Origin of the sequence: Spectribacter hydrogenoxidans, from assembly GCF_031846275.1 — a bacterium.
GTDB classification, from domain to species: domain Bacteria; phylum Pseudomonadota; class Gammaproteobacteria; order Nevskiales; family Salinisphaeraceae; genus Spectribacter; species Spectribacter hydrogenoxidans.
Genome location: NZ_JAVRIB010000003.1, coordinates 255012 through 281808, shown reverse-complemented (window position 1 = coordinate 281808; position 26797 = coordinate 255012). Strand labels below are relative to the sequence as shown.

General features: G+C 66.5%; 27 protein-coding genes and 1 pseudogene. 15 read left to right on the top strand and 13 right to left on the bottom strand.

The features are described from left to right. Positions 1-318: 318 nt before the first annotated feature. Positions 319-582 (bottom strand): PepSY domain-containing protein, encoded by a 264-nt coding sequence (locus tag RM532_RS04510; protein ID WP_311651968.1) that lies wholly within the window; start codon positions 580-582, stop codon positions 319-321. A 112-nt stretch (positions 583-694) separates the two neighbouring features. Here RM532_RS04510 and RM532_RS04505 point away from each other — a divergent pair, with 112 nt between their 5' ends. Genes RM532_RS04505 through RM532_RS04495 form a run of 3 tightly spaced genes read left to right on the top strand, consistent with a single transcriptional unit; the run spans position 695 to position 3032 of the window. Continuing rightward, entirely contained in the window at positions 695-1027 is a 333-nt protein-coding gene (locus RM532_RS04505; RefSeq protein WP_311651967.1) for a PepSY domain-containing protein, read from the top strand. A 5-nt stretch (positions 1028-1032) separates the two neighbouring features. Then, positions 1033-1698: a response regulator transcription factor gene (locus RM532_RS04500; protein WP_311651966.1), complete on the top strand. Its 666-nt coding sequence runs from the start codon at positions 1033-1035 to the stop codon at positions 1696-1698. After that, positions 1689-3032: a sensor histidine kinase gene (locus tag RM532_RS04495; RefSeq protein WP_311651965.1), complete on the top strand. Its 1344-nt coding sequence runs from the start codon at positions 1689-1691 to the stop codon at positions 3030-3032. The genes RM532_RS04500 and RM532_RS04495 overlap by 10 nt, the downstream gene beginning before the upstream one ends. On the opposite strand, the gene msrA is transcribed toward RM532_RS04495, so the two are convergent. The 3 genes from msrA to RM532_RS04480 are packed head-to-tail and all read right to left on the bottom strand — an operon-like array spanning position 3033 to position 4977. Continuing rightward, positions 3033-3617, bottom strand: coding sequence for a peptide-methionine (S)-S-oxide reductase MsrA (msrA, locus tag RM532_RS04490; RefSeq protein ID WP_311651964.1), 585 nt, complete (start codon positions 3615-3617; stop codon positions 3033-3035). Beyond that, on the bottom strand, positions 3614-4273 hold the full coding sequence (gene rpiA / locus RM532_RS04485) for a ribose-5-phosphate isomerase RpiA (RefSeq protein WP_311651963.1): 660 nt from the start codon (positions 4271-4273) through the stop codon (positions 3614-3616). The genes msrA and rpiA overlap by 4 nt, the downstream gene beginning before the upstream one ends. Beyond that, entirely contained in the window at positions 4273-4977 is a 705-nt protein-coding gene (locus tag RM532_RS04480) for a YggS family pyridoxal phosphate-dependent enzyme (RefSeq protein ID WP_311651962.1), read from the bottom strand. Before RM532_RS04480 ends, rpiA begins: the two co-directional genes overlap by 1 nt. Positions 4978-5052: 75 nt before the next feature. Between RM532_RS04480 and RM532_RS04475 the strand changes: the two genes are divergently transcribed. The 6 genes from RM532_RS04475 to RM532_RS04450 all read left to right on the top strand — a co-directional run bounded on the left by RM532_RS04475 (position 5053) and on the right by RM532_RS04450 (position 10969). Further along, complete coding sequence (locus RM532_RS04475; protein ID WP_311651961.1) at positions 5053-6087, top strand: type IV pilus twitching motility protein PilT; 1035 nt, start codon at positions 5053-5055, stop codon at positions 6085-6087. Between the two features lie 15 nt (positions 6088-6102). Then, positions 6103-7272 carry a PilT/PilU family type 4a pilus ATPase gene (locus tag RM532_RS04470; RefSeq protein WP_311651960.1) on the top strand — a complete coding sequence of 390 codons (1170 nt, stop codon included), beginning with the start codon at positions 6103-6105 and terminating at the stop codon, positions 7270-7272. A gap of 8 nt (positions 7273-7280) precedes the next feature. Next, complete coding sequence (locus RM532_RS04465) at positions 7281-8390, top strand: PilT/PilU family type 4a pilus ATPase (protein WP_311651959.1); 1110 nt, start codon at positions 7281-7283, stop codon at positions 8388-8390. 45 nt (positions 8391-8435) lie between these two features. Then, positions 8436-8888, top strand: a complete 453-nt coding sequence (locus RM532_RS04460; RefSeq protein ID WP_311651958.1) for an ATP-dependent zinc protease family protein — start codon at positions 8436-8438, stop codon at positions 8886-8888. A gap of 5 nt (positions 8889-8893) precedes the next feature. Continuing rightward, complete coding sequence (gene rimK, locus RM532_RS04455; RefSeq protein WP_311651957.1) at positions 8894-9799, top strand: 30S ribosomal protein S6--L-glutamate ligase; 906 nt, start codon at positions 8894-8896, stop codon at positions 9797-9799. A gap of 81 nt (positions 9800-9880) precedes the next feature. Continuing rightward, on the top strand, positions 9881-10969 hold the full coding sequence (locus RM532_RS04450) for a succinylglutamate desuccinylase/aspartoacylase family protein (RefSeq protein ID WP_311651956.1): 1089 nt from the start codon (positions 9881-9883) through the stop codon (positions 10967-10969). A gap of 33 nt (positions 10970-11002) precedes the next feature. Here RM532_RS04450 and RM532_RS04445 read toward each other — a convergent pair whose 3' ends face one another. The 9 genes from RM532_RS04445 to gshB form a co-directional block, all read right to left on the bottom strand. Beyond that, positions 11003-12535 (bottom strand): hypothetical protein, encoded by a 1533-nt coding sequence (locus RM532_RS04445; protein ID WP_311651955.1) that lies wholly within the window; start codon positions 12533-12535, stop codon positions 11003-11005. Then, the gene (locus tag RM532_RS04440) at positions 12532-13236 is read right to left on the bottom strand and encodes a hypothetical protein (protein WP_311651953.1); all 705 of its coding nucleotides are present in this window, start codon (positions 13234-13236) and stop codon (positions 12532-12534) included. Before RM532_RS04440 ends, RM532_RS04445 begins: the two co-directional genes overlap by 4 nt. 43 nt (positions 13237-13279) lie before the next feature. Next, a complete protein-coding gene (locus RM532_RS04435; RefSeq protein ID WP_311651952.1) occupies positions 13280-13531 on the bottom strand; it encodes a hypothetical protein in 252 nt (83 codons plus the stop codon). 169 nt (positions 13532-13700) lie between these two features. Next, the gene (locus RM532_RS04430) at positions 13701-14669 is read right to left on the bottom strand and encodes an aspartate carbamoyltransferase catalytic subunit (protein ID WP_311651951.1); all 969 of its coding nucleotides are present in this window, start codon (positions 14667-14669) and stop codon (positions 13701-13703) included. Then, on the bottom strand, positions 14666-15121 hold the full coding sequence (gene pyrR, locus RM532_RS04425; RefSeq protein ID WP_349255265.1) for a bifunctional pyr operon transcriptional regulator/uracil phosphoribosyltransferase PyrR: 456 nt from the start codon (positions 15119-15121) through the stop codon (positions 14666-14668). Before pyrR ends, RM532_RS04430 begins: the two co-directional genes overlap by 4 nt. Before the next feature lie 29 nt (positions 15122-15150). Next, the gene (gene ruvX / locus RM532_RS04420; protein ID WP_311651949.1) at positions 15151-15591 is read right to left on the bottom strand and encodes a Holliday junction resolvase RuvX; all 441 of its coding nucleotides are present in this window, start codon (positions 15589-15591) and stop codon (positions 15151-15153) included. Then, positions 15584-16141, bottom strand: coding sequence for a YqgE/AlgH family protein (locus tag RM532_RS04415; protein WP_311651948.1), 558 nt, complete (start codon positions 16139-16141; stop codon positions 15584-15586). The genes ruvX and RM532_RS04415 overlap by 8 nt, the downstream gene beginning before the upstream one ends. A 48-nt stretch (positions 16142-16189) precedes the next feature. After that, positions 16190-16963, bottom strand: coding sequence for a TonB family protein (locus RM532_RS04410; protein ID WP_311651947.1), 774 nt, complete (start codon positions 16961-16963; stop codon positions 16190-16192). Then, positions 16938-17885: a glutathione synthase gene (gene gshB, locus RM532_RS04405; protein WP_311651946.1), complete on the bottom strand. Its 948-nt coding sequence runs from the start codon at positions 17883-17885 to the stop codon at positions 16938-16940. The genes RM532_RS04410 and gshB overlap by 26 nt, the downstream gene beginning before the upstream one ends. Positions 17886-18119: 234 nt before the next feature. Between gshB and pilG the strand changes: the two genes are divergently transcribed. The 6 genes and pseudogenes from pilG to RM532_RS04375 all read left to right on the top strand — a co-directional run bounded on the left by pilG (position 18120) and on the right by RM532_RS04375 (position 26791). Beyond that, on the top strand, positions 18120-18485 hold the full coding sequence (gene pilG, locus RM532_RS04400) for a twitching motility response regulator PilG (RefSeq protein ID WP_311651945.1): 366 nt from the start codon (positions 18120-18122) through the stop codon (positions 18483-18485). Between the two features lie 28 nt (positions 18486-18513). Continuing rightward, complete coding sequence (locus RM532_RS04395; RefSeq protein ID WP_311651944.1) at positions 18514-18894, top strand: response regulator; 381 nt, start codon at positions 18514-18516, stop codon at positions 18892-18894. A 5-nt stretch (positions 18895-18899) separates the two neighbouring features. Next, positions 18900-19457: a chemotaxis protein CheW gene (locus tag RM532_RS04390; protein ID WP_311651943.1), complete on the top strand. Its 558-nt coding sequence runs from the start codon at positions 18900-18902 to the stop codon at positions 19455-19457. 331 nt (positions 19458-19788) lie between these two features. Next, a pseudogene (locus RM532_RS04385) lies at positions 19789-20790 on the top strand (methyl-accepting chemotaxis protein); the annotation flags it as partial. A gap of 12 nt (positions 20791-20802) precedes the next feature. Continuing rightward, positions 20803-26283 carry a hybrid sensor histidine kinase/response regulator gene (locus RM532_RS04380; RefSeq protein WP_311651941.1) on the top strand — a complete coding sequence of 1827 codons (5481 nt, stop codon included), beginning with the start codon at positions 20803-20805 and terminating at the stop codon, positions 26281-26283. Beyond that, entirely contained in the window at positions 26276-26791 is a 516-nt protein-coding gene (locus RM532_RS04375; protein WP_311651940.1) for a chemotaxis protein CheW, read from the top strand. Before RM532_RS04380 ends, RM532_RS04375 begins: the two co-directional genes overlap by 8 nt. Positions 26792-26797: the final 6 nt, after the last annotated feature.

The following is a 26797-nucleotide window of genomic DNA, read 5'->3' as shown; positions in this document are numbered from 1 at the left end:
TTTTTGTTTGGATTGATGGAGTCATTCGAACCCCCACCAACAAACAAGGAGTTCGATCACGATCGCCGCAGGCGATCGGGACGCGAGCGAAGCGAGCCCGAAGGGCAGTGCACGCCAGTGCACTGCAATCCCTCTCCTCCAGCCAAACAAAAGACCCGCCCGCAAGGCGGGTTTTCTGTTTGATCAGGAGGGTAATTCGAAGCCCCAGAAACGGAGAAAGGACTCGACGTCTCCCGGCAGGCCGGTCACAAAAAAGCCGTGACAACCCGATCGGGCTGTCCCGGCCTTCGTGTCTCGCCTCAGCGTCGCCTTAAGCGATCAATCCTCGCGTTCGCTGCGCAACACCTCGGCGTTCTGCAGGTCGACTTCCAGCTCGACCCGGACGCCATTGGCATCCGTTGCGGTCACGTCGTAATGGTTGTGCTCGCGGTCGATATCCTCGAACGCGCTGTAACCCTCGGCTTCCAGACTCTGGAGCACTTCGATCATGCTCATGTCGTTGCTGGGAGCCGTGTTCTGCGCCATGGCCATCCCGGCGATGGCGAACAGGCTGGCGGCGGAGAGAGCATCGATTAATCGCATCGTCATTACCTCTATCTGGGTGAAGAGCAGCTATCCTGACGCGGTGCGATTGAACCAATGATGAACCGGCTGTTAATCCGCTGTTAATCGCCGCAGGTGCTATAAAGCGCCCATGACGCGATTGATTCTTTCATTGATGTGCGTGTTGCTTGCCGGCATGCCGGCGGTTGCCGACGACCAGCGCGAAGCCCGTGCGGCGCTCGAAGCGGGCAAAATTCGTCCCCTCACCGAGCTACTGGTACGCGTGGAGACGGATTGTCGCGGCGACATGGTGGAGGTGGAACTGGACGAAGATGACAACCGCTGGTCCTACGAGATCACGTTGGTGGGGCCGCATGGTGACGTCGCCGAGCTGGAATACGACGCCAGCAGCCTGGCCTTGCTCGAAGCCGAGGGACGGGACCTGGCAGCGCTGAAATGCGTCCCGCCCGGCACGCCCGACTAGGTTCTATGCGGATTCTGGTGGTCGAGGACGAGGCGCGCCTGCGTGACCAGTTGCAGGCCGCGCTGGAGGAGGCGGGTTACGCCGTGGATACGGTGGCTGACGGCGAACTGGCGCATTTCGTTGGCAGTACCGAGGCCTGCGATGCGGTGGTGCTCGACCTTGGTTTGCCGCAGCTGGATGGCTTGAGCGTGTTGCGCCGCTGGCGGGCCGAGGAGGTCGCCATGCCGGTGCTGATTCTCACCGCCCGCGATGCCTGGCATGAAAAGGTGGCGGGGATGGACGCCGGCGCCGACGATTATCTGGCCAAGCCGTTCCGGATGGAGGAACTGCTGGCGCGGCTGCGGGCGCTTCTTCGCCGCGCCAGCGGCGCGGCCAGCGCCGTGCTCGAGATTAGCGGTGTGAGTCTGGATACACGAACCGCGCGGGTCAGCCTTGACGGCGCCCCGGTCAAACTGACCGGTCATGAATACCGCGTGCTGTCCTATTTGATGCATCACGCGGGCGCAGTGGTTTCGCGCACCGAGCTGATCGAGCATATCTACGCGCAGGATTACGATCGCGACTCCAATACGGTGGAAGTGTTCATCCGCCGGCTCCGCACCAAGCTCGGTGACGCATTCATTGTCACCGAGCGGGGCCTCGGATACCGCGTCGGCGAGCCGTGCGCCTGACCCCCCGATCGCTCCAGGGAAGGCTTCTGCTCGGGGCCGCCATCTGGGGTCTGCTGGCGCTGGTGCTGACCGAACTGCTGTTGCTCTACACCGCTCGTGATCAGATGGAAGCGCAGCTACGTCAGCGTCTGAGTGCCGATCTCGATCAGCTGCTTGCGGCGTCGGCGGCGCAGCCCGGCGGGCGTCTCGCGATCGAGCGGGAGCTCAGTGACCCGCTTTACCAGCGGGTGTTTTCCGGCCACTACTGGCAGGTGGCGCGCGATGACGGGGTGGTCGCCCGGTCCCGGTCATTGTGGGATCAGGCGCTGCCGCCAGGCGCGCCGGTGGGTGGCGATGCCGGATCGGTCTATCTTTCGGGTCCGCGCGGCCAGTCGTTACTGGCTCTCACGCGACAGGTGACCCTGCCGCGGCTCGAGGGAACGGTGCGGTTGACCGTCGCCAGCGATCTGGATGATGTCGAGGCCGTCATGCATCGTTTCGGTCTGGTCCTGACCGCGGGGTTCGGGGCGCTGGCGCTCGGCCTGGTGCTGGCGGCCGTGCTGCAGGTTCGTCTGGGGCTTAGGCCGTTGCGCCGGCTGCGCGATGAACTGATCGCCATACGGCGGGGTAGCGCCAGTACCCTGGCCGGCGAGTATCCCAGCGAGGTTGCGCCACTCGTGACCGACATGAACGCGGTGCTGCGCGACAACCAGACCCTGATCGAGCGGGCCCGCAGTCGTGCCGGCAATCTGGCGCATGCGCTTAAGACACCGTTGTCGGTGCTGAGCAACGAGGCTCATCAGCAGCGCCGTCATGGCCAGACGGCGCTGGCCGGCCGCCTGCAGCAGGTCACCGACGAGATGCAGCGCGATATCGACTGGCACCTGGCCCATGCCCGCATTGCCGCCATTAACCGTCCCGACGCCCGGACCTCGCTGTCGCCGGTGCTCACGCGTCTGCAACGAACTCTGTCCCGGCTGTTTCGCGAGCAACGGATCGACGTGTCGTCCATGCCGGAACTGGCGTTCCGGGGCGAGTCACAGGATCTGGAGCAGATGCTGGGCAATCTGATGGAAAACGCCTGCAAATGGGCGTCGCAGCAAGTGACCGTGACGGCCGTCAGCCAGGACGGGCAACTGGAAATCCGGATCGAGGATGACGGGCCCGGGTTGGCGCCCGAGGCGCGGGACAACGTCCTGCACCGCGGCCGGCGCCTGGACGAGTCGGTGCCGGGATCGGGTCTGGGATTATCCATCGTGCTGGACCTGGCCGACCTGTACGGCGGATCGTTGGCGCTCGGGCCCTCGTCGTCGGGCGGTTTGTCGGCCCGGCTGCGGCTGCCCGCCGCGAGCTGATCAATCCCCGGCTAGCTGATCCGGAAACTGCCGTGCCAGCTTGTCCAGCTTGGGCTGGGCCACCATGCAGACATAGGGCTGGCTCGGGTTGTTGATCGCGAAATCCTGGTGGTATGCCTCGGCCTCGTGGAAGGCTGTCAGCGACTCGATCCTGGTGGCGATTGGGGCGCCGAACACTCCGCTTCGATCCAGCTGCGCGATGTAGGCCTCGGCCACCTGACGCTGCTGATCATCGGCGACGAACACGGCCGAACGGTACTGGGGACCGAGGTCGTTACCCTGGCGGTTCAGCTGGGTGGGGTCGTGGGCGACGCCGAAGAACACCTTCAGCAGGGTGCCGAAGCTGACCACTGCCGGGTCGTAGCGTACGCGGATGACTTCGGCATGGCCGGTGCGGCCGGTACACACGGCCTGATAATTGGCGGTCTCGGCGTCGCCCCCGGCGTAGCCGGAAGTGACGTCCGTGACCCCGGCCAGGGCCTGGAATACCGCTTCGACACACCAGAAACAGCCAGCGGCCAGCACCACGTCGCCCCGGTCCTGTTCGGCCGGCAGGTCGGTTTCCGGATCGGGGATGCTGCTCATCGGGTTCGCGTCTCCACGCCGCCGGCGGCGGCCACGATCAGGGTATCGGCAGGACGGCGCGCGAACAATCCCACGGTCACGACCCCGGGAATCGCATTGATGCGGTCCTCCATCTCGATCGGATTGAGAATCTCGAGGTTGTGAACGTCCAGAACCGGATTGCCGTTGTCGGTTGTGAAATTCTCGCGCAGCTCGGGTTTGCCGCCCATCTTCACCAGCTGGCGCGCCACGAAGCTGCGGGCCATCGGGATGACCTCCACCGGCAGCGGGAAGCGCCCGAGCAGTTCCACCTGCTTGGACTCGTCCACCATGCAGATGAAGTGGCGGCTGGCGCCGGCAATGATCTTTTCCCGCGTCAGGGCGCCGCCGCCGCCCTTGATCAGTTCTAGATGCGCATTAACCTCGTCGGCGCCGTCGACATACAGGGGCAGATCACCCGCGGTATTGAGTTCAACCACCTCGAAACCGGCGGCCTTCAGCCGCTCGGTGGTGGCCTCCGAACTGGATACGCAACCCTGTAGCGACGGCTGGCGTTCGGCCAGTACATCGATGAAGTGGTTGACGGTGGAACCGGTGCCCACGCCCAGCCATTCGCCCTCGCGAACATGCTGGTAAGCGGTTTCCGCCGCCTGTCGTTTGAGTGCGTCCTGATCCATCAGTGCGTTTCCCCTGTCTTGACCGGTCGCGGTCCGAAGATCGCGGTGCCTACACGCACCATGGTACTGCCTTCGGCCACCGCCGCGTCCAGATCGCCGGACATCCCCATCGACAGGGTATCCATGGTGAGACCGTGATGGCGGCAATCCTCTGTCAGCCGGCGCAGGGCGGCGAACGGGGCCGCCTGTCGGGCGGCATTGTCGGCTGGGGCCGGAATCGCCATCAGGCCGCGCAGGGTCAGGCGGGGCAGGCTGGCGATCTCGCGAGCCAGCTCGAGGGTTTCCGCCGGTGCAACGCCCGCTTTGCTGTCCTCACCGTCGATGTTCACCTGCAGGCAGATGTTGAGCGGCGGGGCGCCATCGGGCCGCTGGTCGGACAGTCGCCGCGCGATCTTGAGCCGCGACACCGAGTGCACCCAGTCGAAATGGGTGGCAATGTCGCGGGTCTTGTTCGACTGGATCGGGCCGATAAAGTGCCAGACGAGGTTGTGTTCGAGCAGTGCCTCGATCTTGGGCAGGGCTTCCTGCAGGTAGTTTTCGCCGAAGTCCCGCTGGCCGGCCTGGGCCGCGGCGGCAATCTCGCCCTCGGTGCGGGTCTTGCTGACTGCCACCAGACGAATGGCCGCTGGGTCGCGCTGCGCCCGCCGGGCGGCGTCATCGATGGAGGCCCGGACGGCGCCGAGACGTTGTATCAGTTCCTGCATATTGCCGCGTCGGAGTTTACCCGCTAGGTTAGCCATCAAAAGCCACGGAATTATAAGGGTTTAGCGACAAACCGCATGGATATTTCCCAGCTACTGGCGTTTTCGGTCAAGCAGAACGCGTCGGACCTGCACCTGTCGGCGGGTCTGCCGCCGATGATTCGTGTCGACGGCGACATGCGCCGGATCAATCTGCCGGCGATGGAACACAAGGAGGTGTTCGATCTCGTCTACGACATCATGAACGACAAGCAGCGCAAGGCGTTCGAGGAATTTCTGGAAACCGATTTCTCGTTCGAGATTCCGGGCCTGGCGCGCTTCCGCGTCAATGCGTTCAACCAGAATCGTGGCGCCGGCGCGGTGTTCCGGACCATCCCCTCGGAGGTGCTCACACTCGAGGATCTACGGGCGCCGAAAATCTTCGAGGACATCGCCGACTATCCCCGCGGCATTGTTCTGGTGACCGGGCCGACCGGCTCGGGCAAGTCAACCACCCTGGCCGCGATGGTCAATCACAAGAACGAGAATGAGCTGGCGCATATCCTCACCGTCGAAGACCCGATCGAGTTCGTGCACGAGTCCAAGAAGTGCCTGGTCAACCAGCGCGAGGTGCACCGCGATACCCTGGGGTTCAACGAGGCGCTGCGATCCGCCCTGCGCGAGGACCCGGACTGCATCCTGGTGGGCGAGCTGCGGGATCTCGAGACCATCCGCCTGGCCCTGACCGCCGCGGAGACCGGTCATCTGGTGCTCGGCACCCTGCACACCAGCTCGGCGGCCAAGACCGTGGACCGCATCATCGATGTGTTTCCCGCCGCAGAGAAGGATATGATCCGGGCCATGCTGTCCGAATCCCTGCGGGCGGTGATCTCCCAGAGCCTGCTCAAGAAGCGCGGCGGTGGACGGGTGGCCGCCCACGAGATCATGCTCGGTACACCGGCCATCCGGAACCTGATCCGGGAGAACAAGGTGGCGCAGATGTATTCGTCCATCCAGACCGGGCAGGGGCAGGGCATGCAGACGCTGGATCAGTGCCTGCTGGATCTGGTGCGCAAGGGCGAGGTGACGCGCGAGGAGGCGCGTCGGCGGGCCCAGAATAAGGACCAGTTTTAGGCGGGAGGCCTCGAGATGGATCGCGAACAGGCACTCAAGATGGTCATGGAACTGCTGCGACTGTTGACCAGCCGCGGCGGCTCCGACCTGTTTCTCACCGCGGGGTTTCCGCCGGCAATCAAGGTGGATGGCGAACTCACGCCGGTGACGGACAAGCCGCTGTCGCACGAGAACGCGGCACTAGTGGTGCGGGCGGTCATGAATGATCGCCAAGCCAAGGAATTCGACGCCACCAAGGAATGCCAGTTCGCCATCAGCCCCAAGGTGGGGCGTTTCCGGGTCTCGGCCTTCGTGCAGCAGGGTCGGGTGGGAGCGGTACTGCGCACCATCAATACCGAGATTCCCACCTTCGAGGACCTTGATCTGCCGGCGACCCTCAAGGACGTGGTGATGTCAAAGCGCGGTCTGGCCCTGTTCGTGGGCGCCACCGGCTCGGGCAAGTCCACCTCGCTGGCAGCGATGATCGGCCACCGCAACGCGAATACCGCCGGCCACATCATCAGCATCGAGGACCCGATCGAGTACGTGCATCCGCACGGGCGCTGCCTGGTCACCCAGCGCGAGGTCGGGGTGGATACCGATAACTGGGACAATGCCCTCAAGAACACCCTGCGCCAGGCGCCGGATGTGATCCTGATCGGCGAGATCCGCACCCGCGAAACCATGGAATATGCCATCCAGTTCGCCGAGACCGGACATCTGGTGCTGTCGACGCTACATGCCAACAGTGCCAACCAGGCGCTCGACCGCATCATCAATTTCTTCCCCGAGGAGAAGCGCGAGCAGGTACTCATGGACCTGTCGCTGAACCTGCGTGCCATCGTGTCGCAGCGACTGGTCCGGCGCGAGAGCGGCGGCCGGGTGGCCGCCATGGAGATCATGCTCAATACGCCGTTGATCGCGGATCTGATCTTCAAGGGCGAGGTCAACGGCATCAAGGAGATCATGCACCGCTCCATCGAGCAGGGCATGATCACGTTCGATCAGTTCCTGTTCGACCTGTTCGAAAGCGGCGTGATCAGTTATGCCGAGGCGCTGCGCAATGCCGATTCGCAGAACGAACTGCGCCTGAACATCAAGCTCAACAGCACCCGCGGGCGCGAGGATCTGTCCGCGGATGAAACCGTCAACAAGATGAGCGTGGCCGAGGACCAACCCGAGCAGACGGGGCTGTTCCGGCGCTAGAGGCAGACATGACTTCGGAATCGCAGCAGGCCGCCGGTCGTCCGACCGACGATATCGCCCCGTATCTGGCCCTGGCCATTGATCGCGGGGCTTCGGATATCTACTTCACCAGCAATGCGCCGATCATGCTGCGCATCGAGGGGCAGACGCATCCGGTCACCGGCGGTGCCGGGCAGGCACTCGCCCCGGAGCGCATCGAGGCCTTCGCCAACGCCATCATGACGCCCGAGCAGCAGGCGCTGTTCCGGTCGCTGCGGGAGGTGGATTTCGCCATCCGCTATCGCAACGTCGGGCGCTTCCGGGTCAACGTGTTCCGTCAGCGCGGTTCGGTCGCAATGGTGCTGCGAAACGTGGGCAAGGTGCCGGAACTGGCCGATCTCGACATGCCGCCCATCCTGACCGACCTGGCGATGACGCGCCGCGGTCTGGTTCTGTGCGTGGGGGCAACGGGCTCGGGCAAGTCCACCACCCTGGCGGCCATGATCAACCATCGCAACGCCAACCAGTCGGGGCATATCCTCACCATCGAGGATCCGGTGGAATTTCATCACCCGCATCGCCGGGCCATCGTCAACCAGCGTGAGATCGGGCCGGATACCCGCTCCTACGCCAACGCCCTGCGCTCGGCCATGCGCGAGGCGCCGGACGTGGTGCTGATCGGCGAGGTGCGCGACCGAGATACGGTGGAGGCCTGCATCCAGCTGGCCGGCACTGGACACCTGGCACTGTCCACGCTGCATGCCAACAATGCCTATCAGACTCTGCAGCGCATCATCAGCCTGTTTGCCGAGGAACAGCGCGAACAGTTGTTCATGGATCTGTCTTTGAACCTGCGTGCGATCGTGTCCCAGCGTCTGGTACGCGGGCGGGATGGCAAGCGGATCGCGGCGATGGAAATTCTGGTCAACACCCCCTACGTGGCCGATCTGATCCTGAAGGGCCGGATCGACGCGGTGCGCGAGGCCATGACCGACACCGCCCAGGGCAAGGGTATGCGGACTTTCGACGATTCTCTGTTCGAGTTGTACCAGAGCGGCCGCATCGACCGGGAAGTGGCGCTGGACCACGCCGATTCCCGTGACAACCTGGAAAACCGGATTGCCTTCGATGCCGGTTGAACTGGTGGGTTGCCTGCCTGTGTTAGCCTCTCGCGCTTCTGGATCATGACGGAGTCACGCATTCGCGCCGCGCCCGAGCGCTGTGTCGTCGGCTGGCGCGAGTGGGTCGCGTTGCCGGCGTTGAGCATCGACCGGATCAAGGCGAAGGTGGATACGGGGGCGCGCACGTCCGCGCTGCACGCGTTTTCGGTCGAACCGTATGCTGACCGGGGGACCCGGCGGGTCCGTTTCGGCGTTCACCCGCTGCAGCGCGACAACCGCACGGAAGCCTGGTGCGACGCCGAGGTGGTCGACGAACGGCGGGTGGCCGACTCCGGCGGGCATCGCGAATGGCGGCTGGTCATTGTCACGCCGATCACCGTCGCGGAACGGACCTGGCCCATCGAACTGACGCTCACCGCGCGTGACACGATGCTTTTTCGTATGCTGTTGGGGCGCACCGCGATGCGGCACCTCGCCGTCGATCCCAACGCCTCGTTTCTGACTGGTAACCGGTAATCGGCATGCAAATCACGATTCTGTCGCGAAATCGTCGGCTTTATTCCACCCGACGACTGGTGGAGGCCTGTGAGGCGCGCGATCACGAGGTGTTCGTGATCGATCCGCTGCGCTGCTACATGAATATCGTGCCGCATGCCCCGGAAATCCACTACAAGGGACGCAAGCTGGAGGGCGGCGACGCCATCATTCCGCGCATCGGCGCCTCGGTGACCTTCTACGGGACCGCGGTGCTGCGCCAGTTCGAGATGATCGGCGTCTATCCGCTCAATGAATCGGTGGCCATCTCCCGGTCCCGGGACAAGCTGCGTTCGATGCAGTTGCTGTCCCGCAAGGGCATTGGCGTGCCGGTGACCGGTTTCGCCCACTCTCCCGATGATACCGATGATCTGCTGGATCTGGTCGGCCGGCCGCCGTTCGTGATCAAGCTCACCGAGGGTACGCAGGGCAAGGGCGTGGTGCTGGCCGAGACCCGCAAGGCGGCGGAATCGGTGATTGATGCCTTTCGCGGCCTGGACGCCCACTTTCTTCTGCAGGAATTCATCAAGGAGGCCAAGGGCGCCGACATCCGCTGTTTCGTGATCGGCGACAAGGTGGTGGCGGCGATGAAGCGCCAGGCCAAGGATGGGGAGTTCCGCTCCAACATCCACCGCGGCGGCGTGGCCACGCCCATCCGCATCACCCCGGAAGAGCGCTCCACCGCGGTGCGGGCGGCCCGCATCATGGGCCTGAACGTGTCGGGCGTCGATCTGCTGCGTTCCAACCACGGGCCGGTGGTGATGGAAGTGAACTCCTCGCCGGGACTGGAAGGCATCGAGGCCGCTACCGGCAAGGACGTGGCCGGACAGATCATCAGCTTCATCGAAAAGAATGCGCGTCTCGGGAAAACACGCACGCGGGGTGGGGGATAGCACCGCTTTGCGGCGCCGTTTCATGTTTCGGGTTTCAGGTTTCGTGGGGAAGCCAGGTCCGGGCCTGATGGACGGAAAGGCATGAAACACGAAACAGAAAACAGGAAACGGATGTCGAACGGCACACCCGAGATCGTCATCGGTGGTACGTCCGTGCCCCCCGCCACCCGCACCACCATTGACCTGCCGGTGGCCGATCTCTACACCCACGCCACCCTGACCATGCCGGTGCACGTGATCCGCGGGCGCCGGCCCGGGCCCACGGTATGCGTGTCGGCAGCGATCCACGGCGACGAACTCAACGGGGTGGAAATCATCCGCCGGCTGCTGCGGCTGCCGGCCATGCGCAATCTGGCCGGCACGCTGATTGCCGTGCCCATCGTCAACGTCCACGGCTTCCTGCGGCACTCCCGCTACCTGCCGGATCGGCGCGATCTCAACCGCTGCTTTCCCGGTTCCGAACACGGCTCGGTGGCCGCCCGGCTGGCGCATGTCTTCGTCACCGAGATCCTGGCCCAGGCCGATTACGCCATCGACCTGCACACCGGTGCGGTGCATCGACCCAATCTGCCGCAGATCCGCGCCAACCTGGACGATGAGCAGACCCGGCTGCTGTCGGAGGCTTTCGGCTGCCCGTTGATGGTCAATGCCGGTTTGCGCGAGGGCTCGCTGCGCGAGTACGCCGCCAGCCAGGGGGTGCCGATGCTGCTCTACGAAGCCGGCGAAGCCCTGCGTTTCGACGAGTTCTGCATCCGCGCGGGGGTGCGCGGCATCACCGGCGTGCTCCGGCAGCTGGGCATGCTGGCCCGGCGCGGGCGCCGCAAGGCGCCGGCCACGCCGGTGATTGCCCTGGACTCCAACTGGGTCCGGGCGCCGGAGTCCGGTATCCTGCGTTCGCTGGTGGATCTGGGCGCCCGGGTCACCAAGGGCCAGCCGCTGGCGCTGGTTGCCGACCCGTTCGGCGAACAGGAGGTTGAGGTCCAGGCCGACCATGCCGGCATTGTCATCGGCCGCTCCAACCTGCCGCTGGCCCATGCCGGCGACGCCCTCTACCACGTGGCCCGGGTGCAGGGGGCCCGGGCCGTGGCGGATCGCGTGGAGGCCTTCCAGAGCGCCCATGACCCGGACGCCGAGACCGCCGGCGATACGGACGAGCCACCCATCGTCTAGCCAATTGCCTAGGCTTGATCGACCGTAGGGTCCCTAAAAGAACCGCGTCAACCGCACCTGCAGATAGTCATCCCGCCGGAATCCGAAGGCCGGGTCGGTCACCGGGAGATTGGCGAATACCCGTGCGATGGCCGACAACCGCATCCGGCTGCCCAGGCGCCGGCTGGCCTCCAGGCTGCCCAGCACGGCGCCGGTTTCCGTGTCCACGATCGCCCCGGCCAGGAAGGTGGTCGACGGCAGGTCGTTCACCGACAGCCTGGTCCCGACGAAGACATCGTTGTTGAAGGGGGCGGCCCGCTGCGTACCGAGGGAATCGCGAAACGCCTGGGCCCGGTCGATATTCGCGAACGTCAGACGATCGCGCCGGCCCAGTGCCGCGGCTGCCCGGGCCAGGGCCGGATCGATCCGGCCGCGGCTGTCGTACAGGTATTCCGCGATCACGCCGAGGTCCATGCCCGATCCGCCAAGGTCGTAGAAGCTGTACTCCAGTCCCCCGACCAGTGCGTGGAAGTCGCCGGCGCGCGACCACTCGTGGATGGCCTCGAGTTTCCACAACGTTCGGCCGCGCTGGCCCTGGACATCCAGCCCGATGCGATCGATCTGATCGTAGACCGGCACGAACACGGGGTTGTCGACGGTGATCGCCACCTCGCCGAACAGCAGTTCGTCAGCCGGCGGGGTGGGGATGTCGTCCTGGGCACAATCCACCGCGACCGGCGGGAGTAGGCCGCCGGTGACCGGCAGCAACTCGACCTCGGCGGTGCAGGCGTCGAAACCGATGTCGAAGCGCGGATCGCGCGCGGTGCCGCGGAAATAGGAGACGCCCACATCCCAGCCGCGGAGATTGTGCCGGTAGCGCAGCGCCAGATCCACGTGATTATCACCGGCGTGGCTTTCGAAGCGCGAAGCGTCGTCATCGACCGGCAACAGCGGCCGCGGGCGGCCGTCGGTGTCCGGAAACGTGCGTTCACGGAATCCCGGTAACAGGTAGATATCGAGCGTGCCGGCCCCGAGAAACAGACTCAGGTTAACCATGGGCTGGCCCAGCCGGGCGGCCCCGCCCGGATCCTCCACGAAATCCCGCTGATTGACGATATCGACGATGTTGGCCCATTCCGTCGCGCCCCAGAAAACCCGACCCCAGCCGATCCGCCATTCGTGGCTGCGTGCGGTATAGCGGTACAGGGCTTCGCGGACATCGGCATGCGTGCGGGCCGAGTCATGCTGGTCCACCCGGCCGAACAGCTCCACGCTGATGCGCTGATCGCGGTTGTCCCAGTCGAGCACCATCGACGGGGCCATCGAGGCCGAAAGGTTGACACCGTCGAACTGCCGGTCGTCGGCCGGCTCGTCCGGGAAATGGCGGGCCTCGAGGCCGAGTTCTGCCGACCAGTCCGGTACCTGCCACCAGGACGGCTGGACCGCTGCGGCGACGGGTTCCGCTCGCTGTGTCTCGAGGCGGTCCGCCGGTGACGATGTAGCCCAGCTAGTGAGCAACAGCGGGGTCAGCAACAGCGCCGGGGTAAGCCCGCGTTGACGGCGGTCCGGGCCACCGCGCGCGATCACTGCGAGGGCTGCATGCCTTTCATCATGTCCTGCAGATTCATGGGTTTGGCGGGCAACTCGAACGTGCCGGCGGACGGTGTTTCGTCGGAAATCTCGGCCAGCCGGAACTGGTTTTCGAAACGCAGGACGCCCAGGCCCTCGGCGGCGAGCTTTTCGCTGATGGCATCTCCCGGCGACTTGTTGCTGTTGACCGTCGCCATGGCTTCGATGAAACCACCGAAGGCCTGACTCATTTCCACCACCGCCGGATGGTCGCTGAGTACTGCCTCGCCGCTGTGGCTTTCGCCGTTCGCGTCGGTCCAGGCAACGGTATAGATCTGCCCTTCAATACCGGCGATGGTCTCCGACCGGCCAGTTGCGTCGAGTTCGGTGACCGCAGTCGCATGGCTGATGGCTGATGATCCGCTCATGCCGGGATTGCCCATACCGCCGGGGCCGCCGCCCGGCATGTTCGATATGGATGCCAGGTCCATCACCATGGTCCGACCGCCGCTGGACATCACGGTGTAGGCCTTGCCGTCACGCAGCAGCATATAGGCCGGCTGGTTAGGGGGGTCGATGCGAACATTGTCGGCGTCCTGCCAGCGCATCGTCATGGTGCCACCGGCGGCGTTGTCGCCGGTGACTTCGACCTTGGCCGTGCCGCCGGCGCTGGCCGCTGTGGACAGGGACAGAAGAACAATGGCTGAGAATCGGGGCATGGTGCCTCCCGTAGATGGGTGGGCCGCGGCCCGGGGTTGGTGACTAGTCGAACAGACCGTCCAGAAGGCCGTCCACGGCCTTATCGGTTTCGCGGTTCAATCGATCGTTGACGCGTCGTTCCTGGCGCTGCGTTTGCTCGCCGACGACGCCGTCGGGGCGACGGTCACGTTCGGCGCTTTCCGAGCCGGATCGCGGTCGGTCGTCGGCCTCCTGGAAGATCGGATCCTTCGCTGTTGCAAGCGTGGTGGTGCCGGCAATGGCTGCGCCGGCCAGAAAAGCGAGAAGCGGTTTCATGGCGTCCTCCGTCTCGGGTCCCGTTCCATATTGCCCTGATGGCAGCGTGCGCCGAAAGGGGGCGACCGTGATCTTCGAGGAGGCCAGACCTATCGTTTTGATTTCGCTAGCAAACGAAATCCAGCGGCAGTGACGCCGATGGGTTGCATTGGCGGCTGTTGCAAGCCGATCAGGCGCCGGATCGGGCCCCCGCAATCATCGCCATCACCGCCATGCGCACGGCGATGCCGTTGCGGACCTGTTCCAGCACCACGGACTGTGGGCCGTAGGCGATGTCCGGATCGATCTCCACGCCGCGGTTGATCGGGCCCGGGTGCAGGATCAGCGCGTCCGGCTTCAACCCGGTCAGGTTGTCGGCGATCAGGCCGAAGTCGCGCCGGTATTCGGCCGGTGACATGTCCAGTGCCTGCTGCATGCGCTCGTGCTGGATGCGCAGGGCGATGACCACATCCGCGTCGTCCACGCCCTCTGCGAGGTTCGAGCAGGCGCGAATCTGCAATGCCGCCGGGTCTTCGGGCAGCAGCGGCGGCGGGGCCACCACGCGAATGTCGGTCACGCCCAGGGCACGGAGAGCGGCGATGTCGGAATGGGCCACGCGCGAGTGGCGGATGTCGCCGACGATGGCCACCCGTAGTCCCGCGAATTCGGGCTTGTGGCGGCGGATGGTGAACATGTCCAGCAGCGCCTGGGTGGGATGGGCGTGGCTGCCGTCCCCGGCGTTGAGAATGGCCACATCCGGCGCCGCGTGTTCGGCGAAATAGGCAGCCGCGCCGTTGTTCGGATGGCGTATCACGAAGATGTTGGCACCCATGGCCTGCATCGTGAACAGGGTGTCCAGATCGTGCTCGCCCTTGGTCTTCGATGAGTGTTCCATCTGCAGGGTGAGTACATCCGCGGACAGTCGCTTGGCCGCCAGTTCGAAGGTGGTGCGGGTGCGGGTCGAGGGTTCGAAGAACAGGTTGACCACGGTGGAACCACGCAGTAGCGGTACCTTGCGGGGCGGCGCGCCGGGGTCGGGCAGGAACGTGGCGGTGCGGTCGAGAATCTCCCGTATCAGGTCCGCTGGCAGACCATCCACGGTCAGCAGGTGCCGCAAACGGCCCTGCGTATCCACCTGGGGTACCGTCGTTGTGTTCATCGCAAAACCAGGGTCAGCGGTTCCGGCCCTTCCAGCTTGATCTGCTGATCCGGCGCCACATCACGCTGCAGGCCGGTGTAATCGGCGGCGATGGGCAGTTCGCGCCCGCCCCGGTCCACCAGCACTGCCAGCCGGATGGCGGCCGGCCGGCCGAAGTCGAACAGCTCGTTCATCGCCGCGCGCACGGTGCGGCCGGTGTGCAGCACGTCGTCCACCAGCAGTAGCGTGCGCCCCTCGACATCCTCTTGCATGTCCGAGGCGCCGACCTGCGGGTGCAGGCCGATGCGCGCGAAATCGTCGCGGTGAAAGCTGATGTTGAGCCGCGACAGCGGGGCCTGTGGCCACAGTCGGTCGCGCAGGGCCTGCGCCAGCCAGACGCCGCCGGTGTGAATGCCTACCACCACCGGCGGCCCGGACAGGTCGCCAGAGATCGCCTGGCAGAGCCGGTCGATGCCTTCGGTGACCTGGCGGTCGGCGGCGCTCACAGGGCGTGCTCGGCCAGCCAGGTTTCCAGGATCACCTGGGCCGCCATGGCGTCCGAATCCCCCTTGCGCAGCCGCCGCCGGCGGGCGCCGGTGGATCGGGCGGTGCGCAGCCGGGCTTCGGCCTCGGTCGAGGAAAAGCGTTCGTCGGTGGCGTGAACCGGCAGATCGAAATGCTTGCCCAGCGAGGCCATGAAATCGCGGGCGTGGCCGGTGATCGGCTGTTCGCGGCCGTCCTCCATCAGCGGCAGGCCCACCACCAGCGCGTTCGGCCGCCATTCGGCCACCAGCCGCGTGATCGCCTGCCAGTCCGGGCCATCCTGGTGGTGCAGGGTGGTCAGCGCCTGGGCCCGGCCCGACAGCGAACTGCCGACCGCCACGCCGATGCGACGGGTGCCGAAATCGAAGCCGAGCACCACATCGCCGCTGCCCTCAGGCATGCCCGGCATGGCCCGACAGCAGGGCCGGGTCCACCCCGAGCAGGCGCGCGGCGGCCGACCAGCGATCGGTGGCCGGGGTACCGAAGATGATGGCGGTGTCGGCGGGCGTGTTCAGCCAGCTGTTGTGCAGGATTTCCTGTTCCAGCTGGCCACCGCCCCAGCCGGCGTAGCCCAGCGTTACCAGATACTCCTCCGGGCCCCGGCCCTGGCCGATGGCCTCCAGGATATCCTTGGAGGTAGTCACGGAAATCACGTTGTCGATGGTGAGCGTGGCTTCCCAGTCGCCGCTCGGGCGGTGCAGTACGAAGCCCCGTTCGGGCTGGACCGGGCCGCCCCAGAACACCGGGCCGGGTTCGGAAAGGCCATCGTGGTCGATGCCCATGTGGCCGAGCATGTCGCCCAGATCCAGATCGGTGGGCCGGTTGATGACCAGACCCATGGCACCGTCGTCATTGTGTTCGCACAGGAAGGTCACGGTGTGATCGAAGTCGCCGGCGACCACGTTGGGCATGGCCACCAGGAACTGACTGTTGAGGTAGCTGCTGCTCATGCCGGCATTATCGGTAACCGGCGAGTCCCACCGCAACAGCGGCGGCGATCATTCGGCGTCCGCCGGTGCCAGAAACCGCCAGACGTAGGCGAAGCGAAGGCCCTCTTGTTGCTGGCCGGCGGTGGCGGCCGGGGGCGGTTCGAAGGGGCCGGCGGCCTCCAGGATCTCAAGTGCCGCGGCGTCCAGGGCCGGATCATCGGAGCTGTGCCGGATGCGCGCGTCGCGCAGCCGGCCGTCCGGCGCAAGCCAGACCTCCATGGTGAGCGCGGCGTCCCGGCGGTGGCGTGCCTCCGGCGGGAATCGCGCGCTGCCGCGGGCTTCGATGCGCTGTTTCCAGGTGGCCAGGTAGGAGGCGCGGGCATCGGCCCGGGCGGTCCGCACCTTCGGATCCGACGTCTCGCCGGGCTCGTTCTGGCCGGCGAGGGCGGCGCCGCCCTGCTGAATCCGGCCGGTGGCCGCCGCGGTGCCGGCGCCGGGTGCGGATCGCGTGAGCACCGGTGTGGCGCGTTCCTGCCCGCGCCCGGCCGTGCGATCCGGTCCCTCGCTGTCGGCCTGGTCGTGGCCGGCCGACTGTGCCGCGGGCCGGCGGGATTGCCGGTCGCGCCCGCTCTGGTCGTTTTCGGCGCGGGTTTCGGCCGGAGACGCCGCGGTGGTGGGCGCAACGCTCAGCGTCACCGTCAGTGTCCGGGTGCGCCGATCCGGTTCCGGCAGGCCGAACGCGAACAGCAGCAGCCCGTGCACGACCGCGGCCAGGCCCAGCGCGGGCAGCAGGCCTGGACGCGGGCCGGGCGGGGCGTCAACCGATGCGGTCGGCCACCGCATCCAGCAGTTGCCCGGCGATGTTGATGGGATACAGGGCCTGTAGCTCGCGCATGCAGGTGGGGCTGGTGACGTTGATCTCGGTGAGCCGGTCGCCGATCACGTCGAGACCGACGAACAGCAGGCCCCGTTCACGTAGCATCGGTGCCACCGCGTCACAGATCCGCCGTTCCCCGTCGGTCAGCGGCATGCCTTCACCGCGCCCGCCGGCGGCGAGATTGCCGCGTGATTCCCCGGCGGCGGGAATGCGGGCCAGGCTGTAGGGCACGGGCTGGCCATCGATCATGAGGATGCGTTTGTCGCCGGCACTGATCGCCGGCAGATAGGCCTGGGCCATGGCGAAGCGGGTGCCGTGTTCAGTGAGCACCTCGAGAATGACGCTCAGATTGGGGTCGCCGCGCCCGACCCGGAAGATGCGTGAGCCGCCCATGCCGTCCAGCGGCTTGAGCACGATCTCGCCTTGTTCATCCAGAAACTGGCGCACGGCGGCGGCCGATCGCGTGACCATCGTCGGGGCGCACAGGTCGGGAAAAGCGGTGATCGCCATTTTCTCGTTGACGTCGCGCAGCGCTGAGGGCCGGTTTACGATCAGGCAGCCGGCGGCCTGGGCCCGTTCGAGAATGTAGGTGGTGTAGATGTATTCGGTGTCGAAGGGCGGATCCTTGCGCATCAGGATGGCGTCGAGATCGGCCAGCGGCAGGGTGGTTGCCTCGCCGAGGTCATGCCAGTCGTGATTGTCGTCACGCACGGTCAGCGCATGCCCGTGGCCGTAGGCCACTCCATCCTGGATGAATACATCCGCCAGCGTCATGTAGTGGATCGGCCAGCCGCGTGACTGCGCCTCCAGCAGCAGTGCCAGCGTGGTGTCCTTGTAGGGAGTGATCGAGTCGATTGGATCCATCACTACGCCCAGTCGCAACGCCATTGGTCCTGTCCCTCGCGCCGGCCATCATCGCCATCGATCACGGCTGTTCCGGTTATCGGCCGCCATGGTAGCGCAACCACCGCGTCGGCCAGCGGTTCGGTGCCGCCGCTAGGCTCCCGGTTCGCGAATGTGCTACTAATTCCCGCAAGTTTGGGTGTCGTTCAACGGTGCCTGGGGTCCGGTGTCCATACGAGGTAGTGACTGGTGGTAGCAGTGCAGGGGGCAACCAGGGACATGGCCGGTATCAAGGTCATGGTCATCGACGACAGCAAGACCATCCGCCGGACCGCCGAGACCCTGCTGTCCCGGCGCGGGTGCGAGGTGATCACCGCGGTGGACGGGTTCGAGGCGCTGGCCAAGATCGCCGACCATCACCCGCAGGTGATCTTCGTCGACGTGATGATGCCGCGGCTGGACGGGTATCAGGCCTGTGCCCTGATCAAGAACAACCCGCGCTTCCGCGACACGCCCGTGGTGATGCTGACCAGCAAGGATGGTCTGTTCGATCGGGCAAGGGGCCGTATCGTTGGCTCCGATCGCTACCTGACCAAGCCCTTTACCCGCGACGAACTCTTCGAGGCCATCGAGGCCCTGATCTGAATCCCATGGCACCGAGGGAGCCCGCCGTATGGCGCATGTACTGATTGTTGACGACTCGCCCACCGACATCCACGCGATGCGGTCGGCGCTGGAGGAGGAAGGCCACCAGGTGTCGGTGTCCGATTCCGCCAGCGACAGCCTCGATGTGGCCCGCGAGACGCAGCCCGACGTGATACTCATGGATGTGGTGTTCCAGGGCATGAGCGGGTTCCAGGGAACGCGCAAGCTGGCCCGCGATCCCGCCACCGCGCATATTCCCATCGTCATCATCAGCGGCAAGGACCAGGAAACCGACCGCATCTGGGGGCTGCGTCAGGGGGCATCCGAGTATCTGGTCAAGCCGGTGCACGCCGCGCAGCTCAACCGCGTGGTGGCCGGCCTGCTGGGCACCCCTGCTTCCGGCGCCTGAATGCCATGATCGCATCGCTGGCCCACCTGCGGGATCAACCCTTCGAACTGCTGGCGGCGCTGGAAGACCGTATCGAGGCCAGCGGGGAGCGTCACGGGTTGACCGCGGTCCAGGCTGAATGGACCGGACTCGGTTTCACGCTGGACGGCGACCGGTTCCTGGCACCGCAGGGTGATGTCCGCGAAGTGCTGGAGGTGCCGCTGCTGGCGCGGGTGCCCGGCGCCCGGACCTGGCTGCTGGGGTTGGCCAACGTGCGGGGTGATCTGGTGCCGGTAGTCGATCTGGGGGCGTTGCTGGGCCGTGGCCAGACCCCGCGTCAACCGACGAATCGCATGATACTGCTCAACGACGAAAAACTGACTGCCGGTTTTCTGGTGGAGTCGGTGGCGGGCTTTCGCCGCTTTGCGCCCGCCGATCAGCGTCATGAGCTGGCCGACCATGCCCGTGATCAGGATGCCCGGCCGTTCCTGCTCGGCGCCTTTGTGCGCGAGGGCATGGCCTGGCTGGTGCTGTCGCTGCGGGCCGTGGCCGCCGACCCGTCGTTCCGCGACGCGGGCATGTGAATGAACCGGTGGCCGCATCAACAAACAACTTGGGGGAATACGGGTGCCGAATCTGAATGCATTGTTCGCCAGCCGCCAGGGTCGCACCCTGCTGTGGATATGTGTGGGGATTGCGGCCTTCTGCGTGGCAGGGCTGACGCTGGCGCTGCTCAACCAGCAGGCGGCAGCCGCTGGGCGGCCCGAACCGCTGCCAGGACTGATTCTGTCCACCGGGCTAGTGTGGCTGATCGGGGGCTTGGCCCTGCTGGCCCTGATCGGTGTGGGCCTGGGTCTGTCGGCCGGGGAGACCCACGATGCCGAGGACAACGCTCAGCGTGAGCAGCGCTACAAGCGCGACCAGGAAGCCATTCTCCGCCTGTTGGATGAAATGAGTGCCCTGGCCGAAGGTGACCTCACTCTGGAAGCCACCGTCACCGAGGACGTTACCGGGGCCATTGCCGACTCGGTCAACTACACCATCGAGGCGCTGCGCGAACTGGTCAGCACCATCAACGATACTGCCGAGCAGATGGCCGACGCTTCCGAGGACTCGCTGGCCACGGCCAAGCATCTGACCAGTGCCAGTCAGACCCAGACCCGCCAGATCCTGTCCGCCACCGAAACCATCCAGAAGATGGTGACCTCGATCCAGACGGTATCGCGCGACGCCCGCAGCGCTGCCGACGTGACCGAGCGGTCTGTCACGGTGGCCCACAATGGCGGCGAGGCGGTGCGCCGCACCATCGACGGCATGGGCAGCATTCGTGATCAGATCCAGGAAACCGCCAAGCGGATCAAGCGGCTGGGCGAGTCGTCCCAGGAGATCGGTGACATCGTCGAACTGATCAACGACATCGCGGAGCAGACCAACACCCTGGCCCTCAACGCCTCGATCCAGGCGGCGATGGCCGGCGAGGCCGGGCGTGGTTTCGCGGTGGTGGCCGACGAGGTCCAGCGGCTGGCCGAACGCTCCGCCGGCGCCACCCGCCAGATCGAGGCGCTGGTGCGCACCATTCAGGCGGATACCAACGAGGCCGTGATCTCGATGGAGAAATCCACCTCCGGCGTGGTCAGCGGGGCCCAGCTGGCCGAAAACGCCGGTGGAGCGCTGGAGGAGATCGAACGCGTGTCGCGCCAGACCAACGAACTGGTGCGTGGTATCACCAGCCAGACCGAACGGCAGACCCGGGAGGCCGCCGAGGTGTCCGAAACGATGACCTCGATACGCGAGATCACGGAACAGACTGCCTCCGGGACCCAGGCCACTGGGCGCGCCATCGCCCGGCTCGCCGAACTCGGGGCCAAGTTGCGGGCGTCGGTAAGCGGCTTTACGCTTCCCGAACGGGCGGAATAGCGAGCGTCACAGTTGGCGCAGGTCAAACAAATCACTTCCGGGGGGCTCCACTGGGTCCACGCCGAGCTGGAGCACAGCCTCGAACGCGTGCGCTCGTTCGTCGAAACCTTCCTCGACGCTCCGGACAATCCGCTCCCGCTGCAGCGGGCGCTGGTCGAACTGCATCAGATCCGCGGCACCCTGCGCATGGTTCTTTGCGAGGGCGGCGCGGTGTTTGCCGAGGAAATGCGCGCCGCCGTTCACGATCTGCTCGGCGATCTGGAAGCGGCGCCGGAACGGGCCTTCGAGGCGCTGCTGGGCGCCACGGTCCAGCTCACCGACTACCTGGATGCTCTGCATAATGGTGAAACCGACAACGCGCTGGTCTTTCTGCCGCTGATCAACGAACTGCGGGTCGCCCGCGGTGCCGGGGTGATTGCCGAAAGCGCGCTGTTCGCCCATTACGCTCAGCTCTGCGAGCCGGTCGACAGCCGGCCGGGCCTGATCGAAGGGCGTGCCGATAATGCCGGTCAGGCCCGCGCCCGGCAGCATCTGGGGCCGTTTCAGGCGGCGTTGCTGGGGCTGCTGCGCGACGACGCCACCGCGGAGACGCTGGGGCGTCTGGAACAGATCGCGGCCGACATGGCCGATACCGTGGCCGACCAGCGTGGCCAGCGGCTGTTCGAGGCCGCCACAGCGGTAATCGAAGCCATTGCGGCCGACGGGCTGGAGTGCGAACTGGAAATCAAGCGGTTGCTCGGGCGGGTTGGCCAGCAGCTCAAGGCGGCCGCGGTGAATGGCGACCGCGCGCTGGGCGAAGTCCCGGACGCACTGGTCTACGGCCTGGTCTATTTCGCCGGTCGTGCCCGCACCGAGGGCCCGCGGGTGGCGGCCCTGCGCGAGGCTTATGGCTTGGCGACGCTGCTGCCTGATCCCGAACAACTCTCGCGCATGCGGGCCCGTCTGCGCGGCCCGAATACCGGGCTGGTCAACAAGCTGGCGGCGGAAATCCGCGAGGATATCGACAGCGTCAAGAATGCCATTGACCTGGTGCTGCGCGCCGGCGACCGGGCCAGTGTGGACATGCAGGACACCGTCGCCACCATCCGGCGGGTGGCCGACACCCTGGCCATGCTGGGTCTGGACATGCTCATGCGGGTGGTCCGTAACCAGGCGGATGCGGTCACCGGCCTGCACGAGCGGGGCGAGCGCGAGCACGCTGCGTGGATGGATGTGGCCCTGGCGCTGCTCAATGTCGAGCAGAGCCTCGACAGCGCGTTGTTCCAGCACCTTTACCGCGGTCAGGAACCGGCTCCGGCCGCCCAGCCGGCACCGCAGCAGGATGTCAGCCACGGCATGTCCGCCATTTACCGGGAAGCGCGGGTCAACATCGTCCGCATCCGCGACCTGGTCCCGGTGTTCGTGGAAAGCGGGGATGTCGAACTGGCCGCCGAGGCGGCGCGGTTGCTGCGCGAGATCGAGGCCGGTCTGCACATCCTGTCCGAGGAAGATGGCGTCGACTTGGCCGCCCGTCTGAATGCGTTCATGGGCAGCCGGGCCATGCTGGGCGTGCGCGACGATCCGAGCCGGGTGCGCGCGCTGGCCGATGCCATCGTGGCTCTCGAATACTATCTGGAGGGTCTTGCCGGGCAGCCCGAGCGTCTGCCACAGCTCTACGAACAGGCACGCGGTTACCTGGCGCAACTTGCGGTGCCACCTGACCAGGCCGAGGCCCTGGTCAGCGAAACGCCCCCGGCCGAGGATGCGGAACCCGCGACCCCCGATGCCGTGGACCCCGAAATCCGCGACATCTTCCTGGAAGAGGCTGGCGAGGTGCTGGTCAACCTGCAGCGGGATGTCCCGGTGTGGGCGGGCAATCTCGACGACAGCGAACGGCTGGCGGAAATCCGCCGGGCGTTTCATACCCTCAAGGGCAGCGGCCGCATGGTGCAGGCCGAGGAGATCGGCGAGTTCGGCTGGGCGGTCGAGCATCTGCTGAACCGCTGCCTGGAGGGCGCGGTCCGGATCGACGCCCGGGTCCGCCGGGTGGTGGACGATGCGGTGGCCGCGTTGCCGACCCTGATCGAGGATTTCAAGGCCGGCCAGCCGCCAACGGCCGCGGCGCCGGTGATTGGCGCGGCGCAGGCGATCACCGGCGACGGCGACGCAACGGATGGCGAGGCCGACGGCGACTCCGAGCTGCTGCGCATCTTCCGGGCGGATGCGAAACGCCATCTGCAGGCTCTGCGTGGGGTCGCTGCCACCACGCCGCCGGTGCGAGTGCCCGATGACCTGGTTCGCGCCCTGCATACCCTCAAGGGCAGCGCCGAGGCCGTTCGTGAAGACGCGATCGTGCGCATCGCGGCGCCGCTGGAACAGTTCGCGGATGCGGCCCGTGCCGCCGAGTCACCGCTGGAGGCCCCGGCACTGGCCCTGCTGGGTGACGCGGTCACGCTGATCGAATCCCTGTTGGTCGGCGATCGGGACGAAATCGCCGACACCGACATTGACGGCTGGCTGGCCCGGCTCGACCAGGCGCGCCGGGCCCTGCCCGCCGATGCCGTGGATGCCTCGGATTCGCGTGAGCTGATGATCGTGTTTACCGACGAGGCCTGCGATCTGGTGGACGCCATCGAGGCCGACCTCCGGGACTGGCGCGAGTCCCCCGGCGATCGCCATTACTCCAGAAGTCTGCGTGGGCGCTGCCATACCCTCAAGGGCAGCGCGCGAACCGCCGATGCCGGGACCATGGGGCAGGTGGCCCAGGAATTCGAGCAGCTCATGCAGCGTTATGCGCGCGGCGAGCTGCCGGCGCCGGACGCCCCGGCGCTGGATGTGCTCGACAGCGTGGCCGACGGGCTCTACGCGATGCTCGATCGCTTCCGCCACGGTGACCGTTCCGCCGATCCGCAACCGCTGCTGGACGCCCTGGCGTCGCTGGTGCCGGAACCGGGCACGCCGGAGGACGCCGCCAGCACCGATGATGCCGGGGCGATGACCCCGGCCGGGCTTGATACCGACACGCCGTTCCTGGATACGGGCGAAGCCGAGGCCGCCGACCCACACGATCAGACGACCGAGGCGCCCGAGCGGGTCCTGGCGGCCCTGGCCGACACCGGTCCGGCGCAGGAAGAACCCGAGGTGCTCGATCAGACCCCGGCGGACGAACCGCTTGAGGAGGCGCCGCTGGATCAGTTGTCCGAATCGGAACTGACCGGCATTTTCCTGGGCGAGGCCGACGAACTGCTGGAGGGGCTGGCCTACCAGATTGACCGCTGGCAGGTGCAGCCGGACAGCCACCGCGCGCCGGCCGAGATCATGCGCCTGCTGCACACGCTCAAGGGCAGCGCCCGCATGGCGCATATCACGGCGGTGGGCGACATCAGCCACGAGCTGGAGGATCGCCTCGGCCGTACCCGCCAGGCGCCGTCGGCCATCCCGCCGCTGCAGACTGCGCTGGAATCACTGCGGCAGATGCTCGACAGCATCCGGCGCGGCGAGCCGACGCCGTCGGCCGAGCCCGTGCTGGCAAGGCTGCGTGCCGCCGGCGAATCGGATATCGCGCCCGAGCCGGCGCCGATCGAGCCGACCGAACCGGCGTCGCCAGTACCGGCCGCGGCCTTCGATGAACGGTTGTTCTGGGCGCCCGAAACGGCCCCGGCCGAGGACAGCAGCCTGCCGGACACCGCCCGCATTCCGGTGGTCGATCTCGATGGCATGCTCAATCAGGCGGGCGAGATCAGCATCTACCGGGCCCGTCTGGAGCAGCGCAATACCGAACTCCAGGCCCAGTTGCGGGAAATGGCCCAGACCACTCGCCGGTTGCGGGATCAGCTACGCAAGCTCGATCTGGAAACCGAATCACAGATCGTGGCCCGCCACGCCGAGGACGGTGACCGCTACGATACCGAGTTCGATCCGCTGGAAATGGATCGCTACTCGGCCCTGCACGAATACTCCCGGAGCCTTTCCGAGAGCGCGGCGGACCTGATGAGCCTGCACGGCTCGCTCACCGACCTGGTCGAGCAGGACGAGGTCCTGCTGGTACAGCAGTCACGGGTGAACACCAGCTTGCAGCAGGGCCTGATGCGTACATTGATGGTGCCGTTCGCGCGGCAGGAACAGCGTCTGCAGCGGCTGGTACGCCAGGTGGCCGATGAGACCCAGAGGCCGGCGGAGCTGTTCATCAGGGGCGGCGACGAGGAACTCGACCGCAGCGTGCTCGAGCGCATGACCGCCCCCATCGAACATCTGCTGCGCAATGCCGTGGTGCATGGCATCGAGCCCGCGGAGACACGACAGGCGGCGGGCAAACCGGCGGCCGGGCGCATCGAGATCACTCTGTTCCGCGAGGGCACTCAGCTGGTGATCGAGGTCGGTGACGACGGTCGTGGCCTGGATCTGGACACCATCGTTGCCCGGGCCCGCACGCTTGGCCTGCTGGCCGAGGGTGACGAAGTCTCCGACGAGGCGGCGGCCCGCCTGATCTTCCAGCCGGGTGTGTCCACGGCCGATACGCTCACTCAGTCCGCCGGCCGCGGGGTGGGCCTGGACGTGGTGGCGGCCGAAATCCGCGAACTCGGCGGCGGTCTGACGGTGGCGGCGGGGGCATCGGGAGGCACCCGGTTCGCGATTCGCCTGCCGTTGAGTCTGGCCATCAGCCAGGCCCTGTTCGTGGGTGTCGGCGAGGAGCGTTATGCGGTGCCGATGGGCAGCATCGAGGGCGTGACCCGCCTGTCCCGCGATGAACTGAAGGGGGCTGCCAAGGCCGAGGGCGAGCCCACCCTCGAGTACGCAGGACAGCGCTATCGACTGGTGGAACTGGCCGAGGTGCTGGGCGTGCCCGATGCGGCGCCGGGCGAAGACGCGCCCGTCAATCTGCCGGTGATACTGGCCCGGGCGGGTGAACGGCGGGCGGCATTCGTGGCGCACAGCATGATTGGCAGCCGTGAGATCGTGGTCAAGCCGGTAGGGCCGCAGGTGGCTACGGTGCCGGGCATCGCCGGTGCCACGGTACTTGCCGATGGTGCCGTGATGGTGATCCTGGACCTGGCCGCCCTGGTTCAGACGCAGACGCGAGCCGTTCCCCGGCCGCCCGCGTCGGCAACGGCCGCCGCCGATGCCCGGCCGCTGGTGCTGGTGGTGGACGACTCCATCACCATCCGCCGGGTATCCGAGCGGTTCCTCACCCGCCAGGGCTTCCGCGTGGGGCTGGCCAAGGACGGCATGGACGCGCTGGCGCAGTTGCAGGCGAATCCGCCCGATGCCGTGCTGCTGGATATCGAGATGCCCAGGATCGACGGCTTCGAACTGGCGACCTACATGCGCAATAGTCAGACGCTCCGGCATACGCCGATTGTCATGATCACCTCCCGCAGCGGCGACAAGCACCGGCGCCGGGCCGAACAGATCGGCGTGGACCGCTTCCTCACCAAGCCCTATCAGGAGGAACAGCTGCTGGCCGAGATTCGCTCGGTGCTGGGCCGACAGGAGGAGGCGGACGACCATGGCTGAGTCCGATCGCGCGCTCTACGGCCAACTGATGCCGCTGGCCTCCACGTGGCTGCTGCTGCCCAAGGCCGGTCTGGCCGAGGTGCTGGGCATGGAAGCCGTGGCGCTGGAAACCGAGGGGCCGGCCTGGCTGCTCGGCTTCGCCGACTGGCGCGAGCAGCGTCTGCCGGTCCTGTCCCTGGAGGCGCTTCTGGGCGAGCCGATGCCCGCCCGTACCCGGCGGACGCGGGTGGCGGTGATCAACAGCCTGGGGACGCATCTGGACGCCGGGCTGTTCATGATTGTGCTGCAGGGCAAGCCGCAGCTGACGCTGCTCAATCCCGCTGCGCTGCGGCCGGCCCCGATGCGCGAGGATGATGACGAGGTGATTCTCGCGCGCACGCGGCTGGCGAACACCGAAGCGCTGATCCCCGATCTGGAGGCGATCGAACGGCGTCTGGCCGAAGCGGTGGGGGATGTCGAGGATCAGCATCTTGCGGCCACCGACTGGGAGCCGGGCGGCGTCTCCTAGGCACGT

What these genes read in the sequence shown, in the direction of transcription:
- RM532_RS04510 (WP_311651968.1), bottom strand. Translation starts at nt 582, where the DNA reads ATGCGATTAATCGATGCTCTCTCCGCCGCCAGCCTGTTCGCCATCGCC.
- RM532_RS04505 (WP_311651967.1), top strand. Translation starts at nt 695, where the DNA reads ATGACGCGATTGATTCTTTCATTGATGTGCGTGTTGCTTGCCGGCATG.
- RM532_RS04500 (WP_311651966.1), top strand. Translation starts at nt 1,033, where the DNA reads ATGCGGATTCTGGTGGTCGAGGACGAGGCGCGCCTGCGTGACCAGTTG.
- msrA (WP_311651964.1), bottom strand. Translation starts at nt 3,617, where the DNA reads ATGAGCAGCATCCCCGATCCGGAAACCGACCTGCCGGCCGAACAGGAC.
- rpiA (WP_311651963.1), bottom strand. Translation starts at nt 4,273, where the DNA reads ATGGATCAGGACGCACTCAAACGACAGGCGGCGGAAACCGCTTACCAG.
- RM532_RS04480 (WP_311651962.1), bottom strand. Translation starts at nt 4,977, where the DNA reads ATGCAGGAACTGATACAACGTCTCGGCGCCGTCCGGGCCTCCATCGAT.
- RM532_RS04475 (WP_311651961.1), top strand. Translation starts at nt 5,053, where the DNA reads ATGGATATTTCCCAGCTACTGGCGTTTTCGGTCAAGCAGAACGCGTCG.
- RM532_RS04470 (WP_311651960.1), top strand. Translation starts at nt 6,103, where the DNA reads ATGGATCGCGAACAGGCACTCAAGATGGTCATGGAACTGCTGCGACTG.
- RM532_RS04465 (WP_311651959.1), top strand. Translation starts at nt 7,281, where the DNA reads ATGACTTCGGAATCGCAGCAGGCCGCCGGTCGTCCGACCGACGATATC.
- RM532_RS04460 (WP_311651958.1), top strand. Translation starts at nt 8,436, where the DNA reads ATGACGGAGTCACGCATTCGCGCCGCGCCCGAGCGCTGTGTCGTCGGC.
- rimK (WP_311651957.1), top strand. Translation starts at nt 8,894, where the DNA reads ATGCAAATCACGATTCTGTCGCGAAATCGTCGGCTTTATTCCACCCGA.
- RM532_RS04450 (WP_311651956.1), top strand. Translation starts at nt 9,881, where the DNA reads ATGAAACACGAAACAGAAAACAGGAAACGGATGTCGAACGGCACACCC.
- RM532_RS04440 (WP_311651953.1), bottom strand. Translation starts at nt 13,236, where the DNA reads ATGCCCCGATTCTCAGCCATTGTTCTTCTGTCCCTGTCCACAGCGGCC.
- RM532_RS04435 (WP_311651952.1), bottom strand. Translation starts at nt 13,531, where the DNA reads ATGAAACCGCTTCTCGCTTTTCTGGCCGGCGCAGCCATTGCCGGCACC.
- RM532_RS04430 (WP_311651951.1), bottom strand. Translation starts at nt 14,669, where the DNA reads ATGAACACAACGACGGTACCCCAGGTGGATACGCAGGGCCGTTTGCGG.
- ruvX (WP_311651949.1), bottom strand. Translation starts at nt 15,591, where the DNA reads ATGCCTGAGGGCAGCGGCGATGTGGTGCTCGGCTTCGATTTCGGCACC.
- RM532_RS04415 (WP_311651948.1), bottom strand. Translation starts at nt 16,141, where the DNA reads ATGAGCAGCAGCTACCTCAACAGTCAGTTCCTGGTGGCCATGCCCAAC.
- RM532_RS04410 (WP_311651947.1), bottom strand. Translation starts at nt 16,963, where the DNA reads ATGCGGTGGCCGACCGCATCGGTTGACGCCCCGCCCGGCCCGCGTCCA.
- gshB (WP_311651946.1), bottom strand. Translation starts at nt 17,885, where the DNA reads ATGGCGTTGCGACTGGGCGTAGTGATGGATCCAATCGACTCGATCACT.
- pilG (WP_311651945.1), top strand. Translation starts at nt 18,120, where the DNA reads ATGGCCGGTATCAAGGTCATGGTCATCGACGACAGCAAGACCATCCGC.
- RM532_RS04395 (WP_311651944.1), top strand. Translation starts at nt 18,514, where the DNA reads ATGGCGCATGTACTGATTGTTGACGACTCGCCCACCGACATCCACGCG.
- RM532_RS04390 (WP_311651943.1), top strand. Translation starts at nt 18,900, where the DNA reads ATGATCGCATCGCTGGCCCACCTGCGGGATCAACCCTTCGAACTGCTG.
- RM532_RS04375 (WP_311651940.1), top strand. Translation starts at nt 26,276, where the DNA reads ATGGCTGAGTCCGATCGCGCGCTCTACGGCCAACTGATGCCGCTGGCC.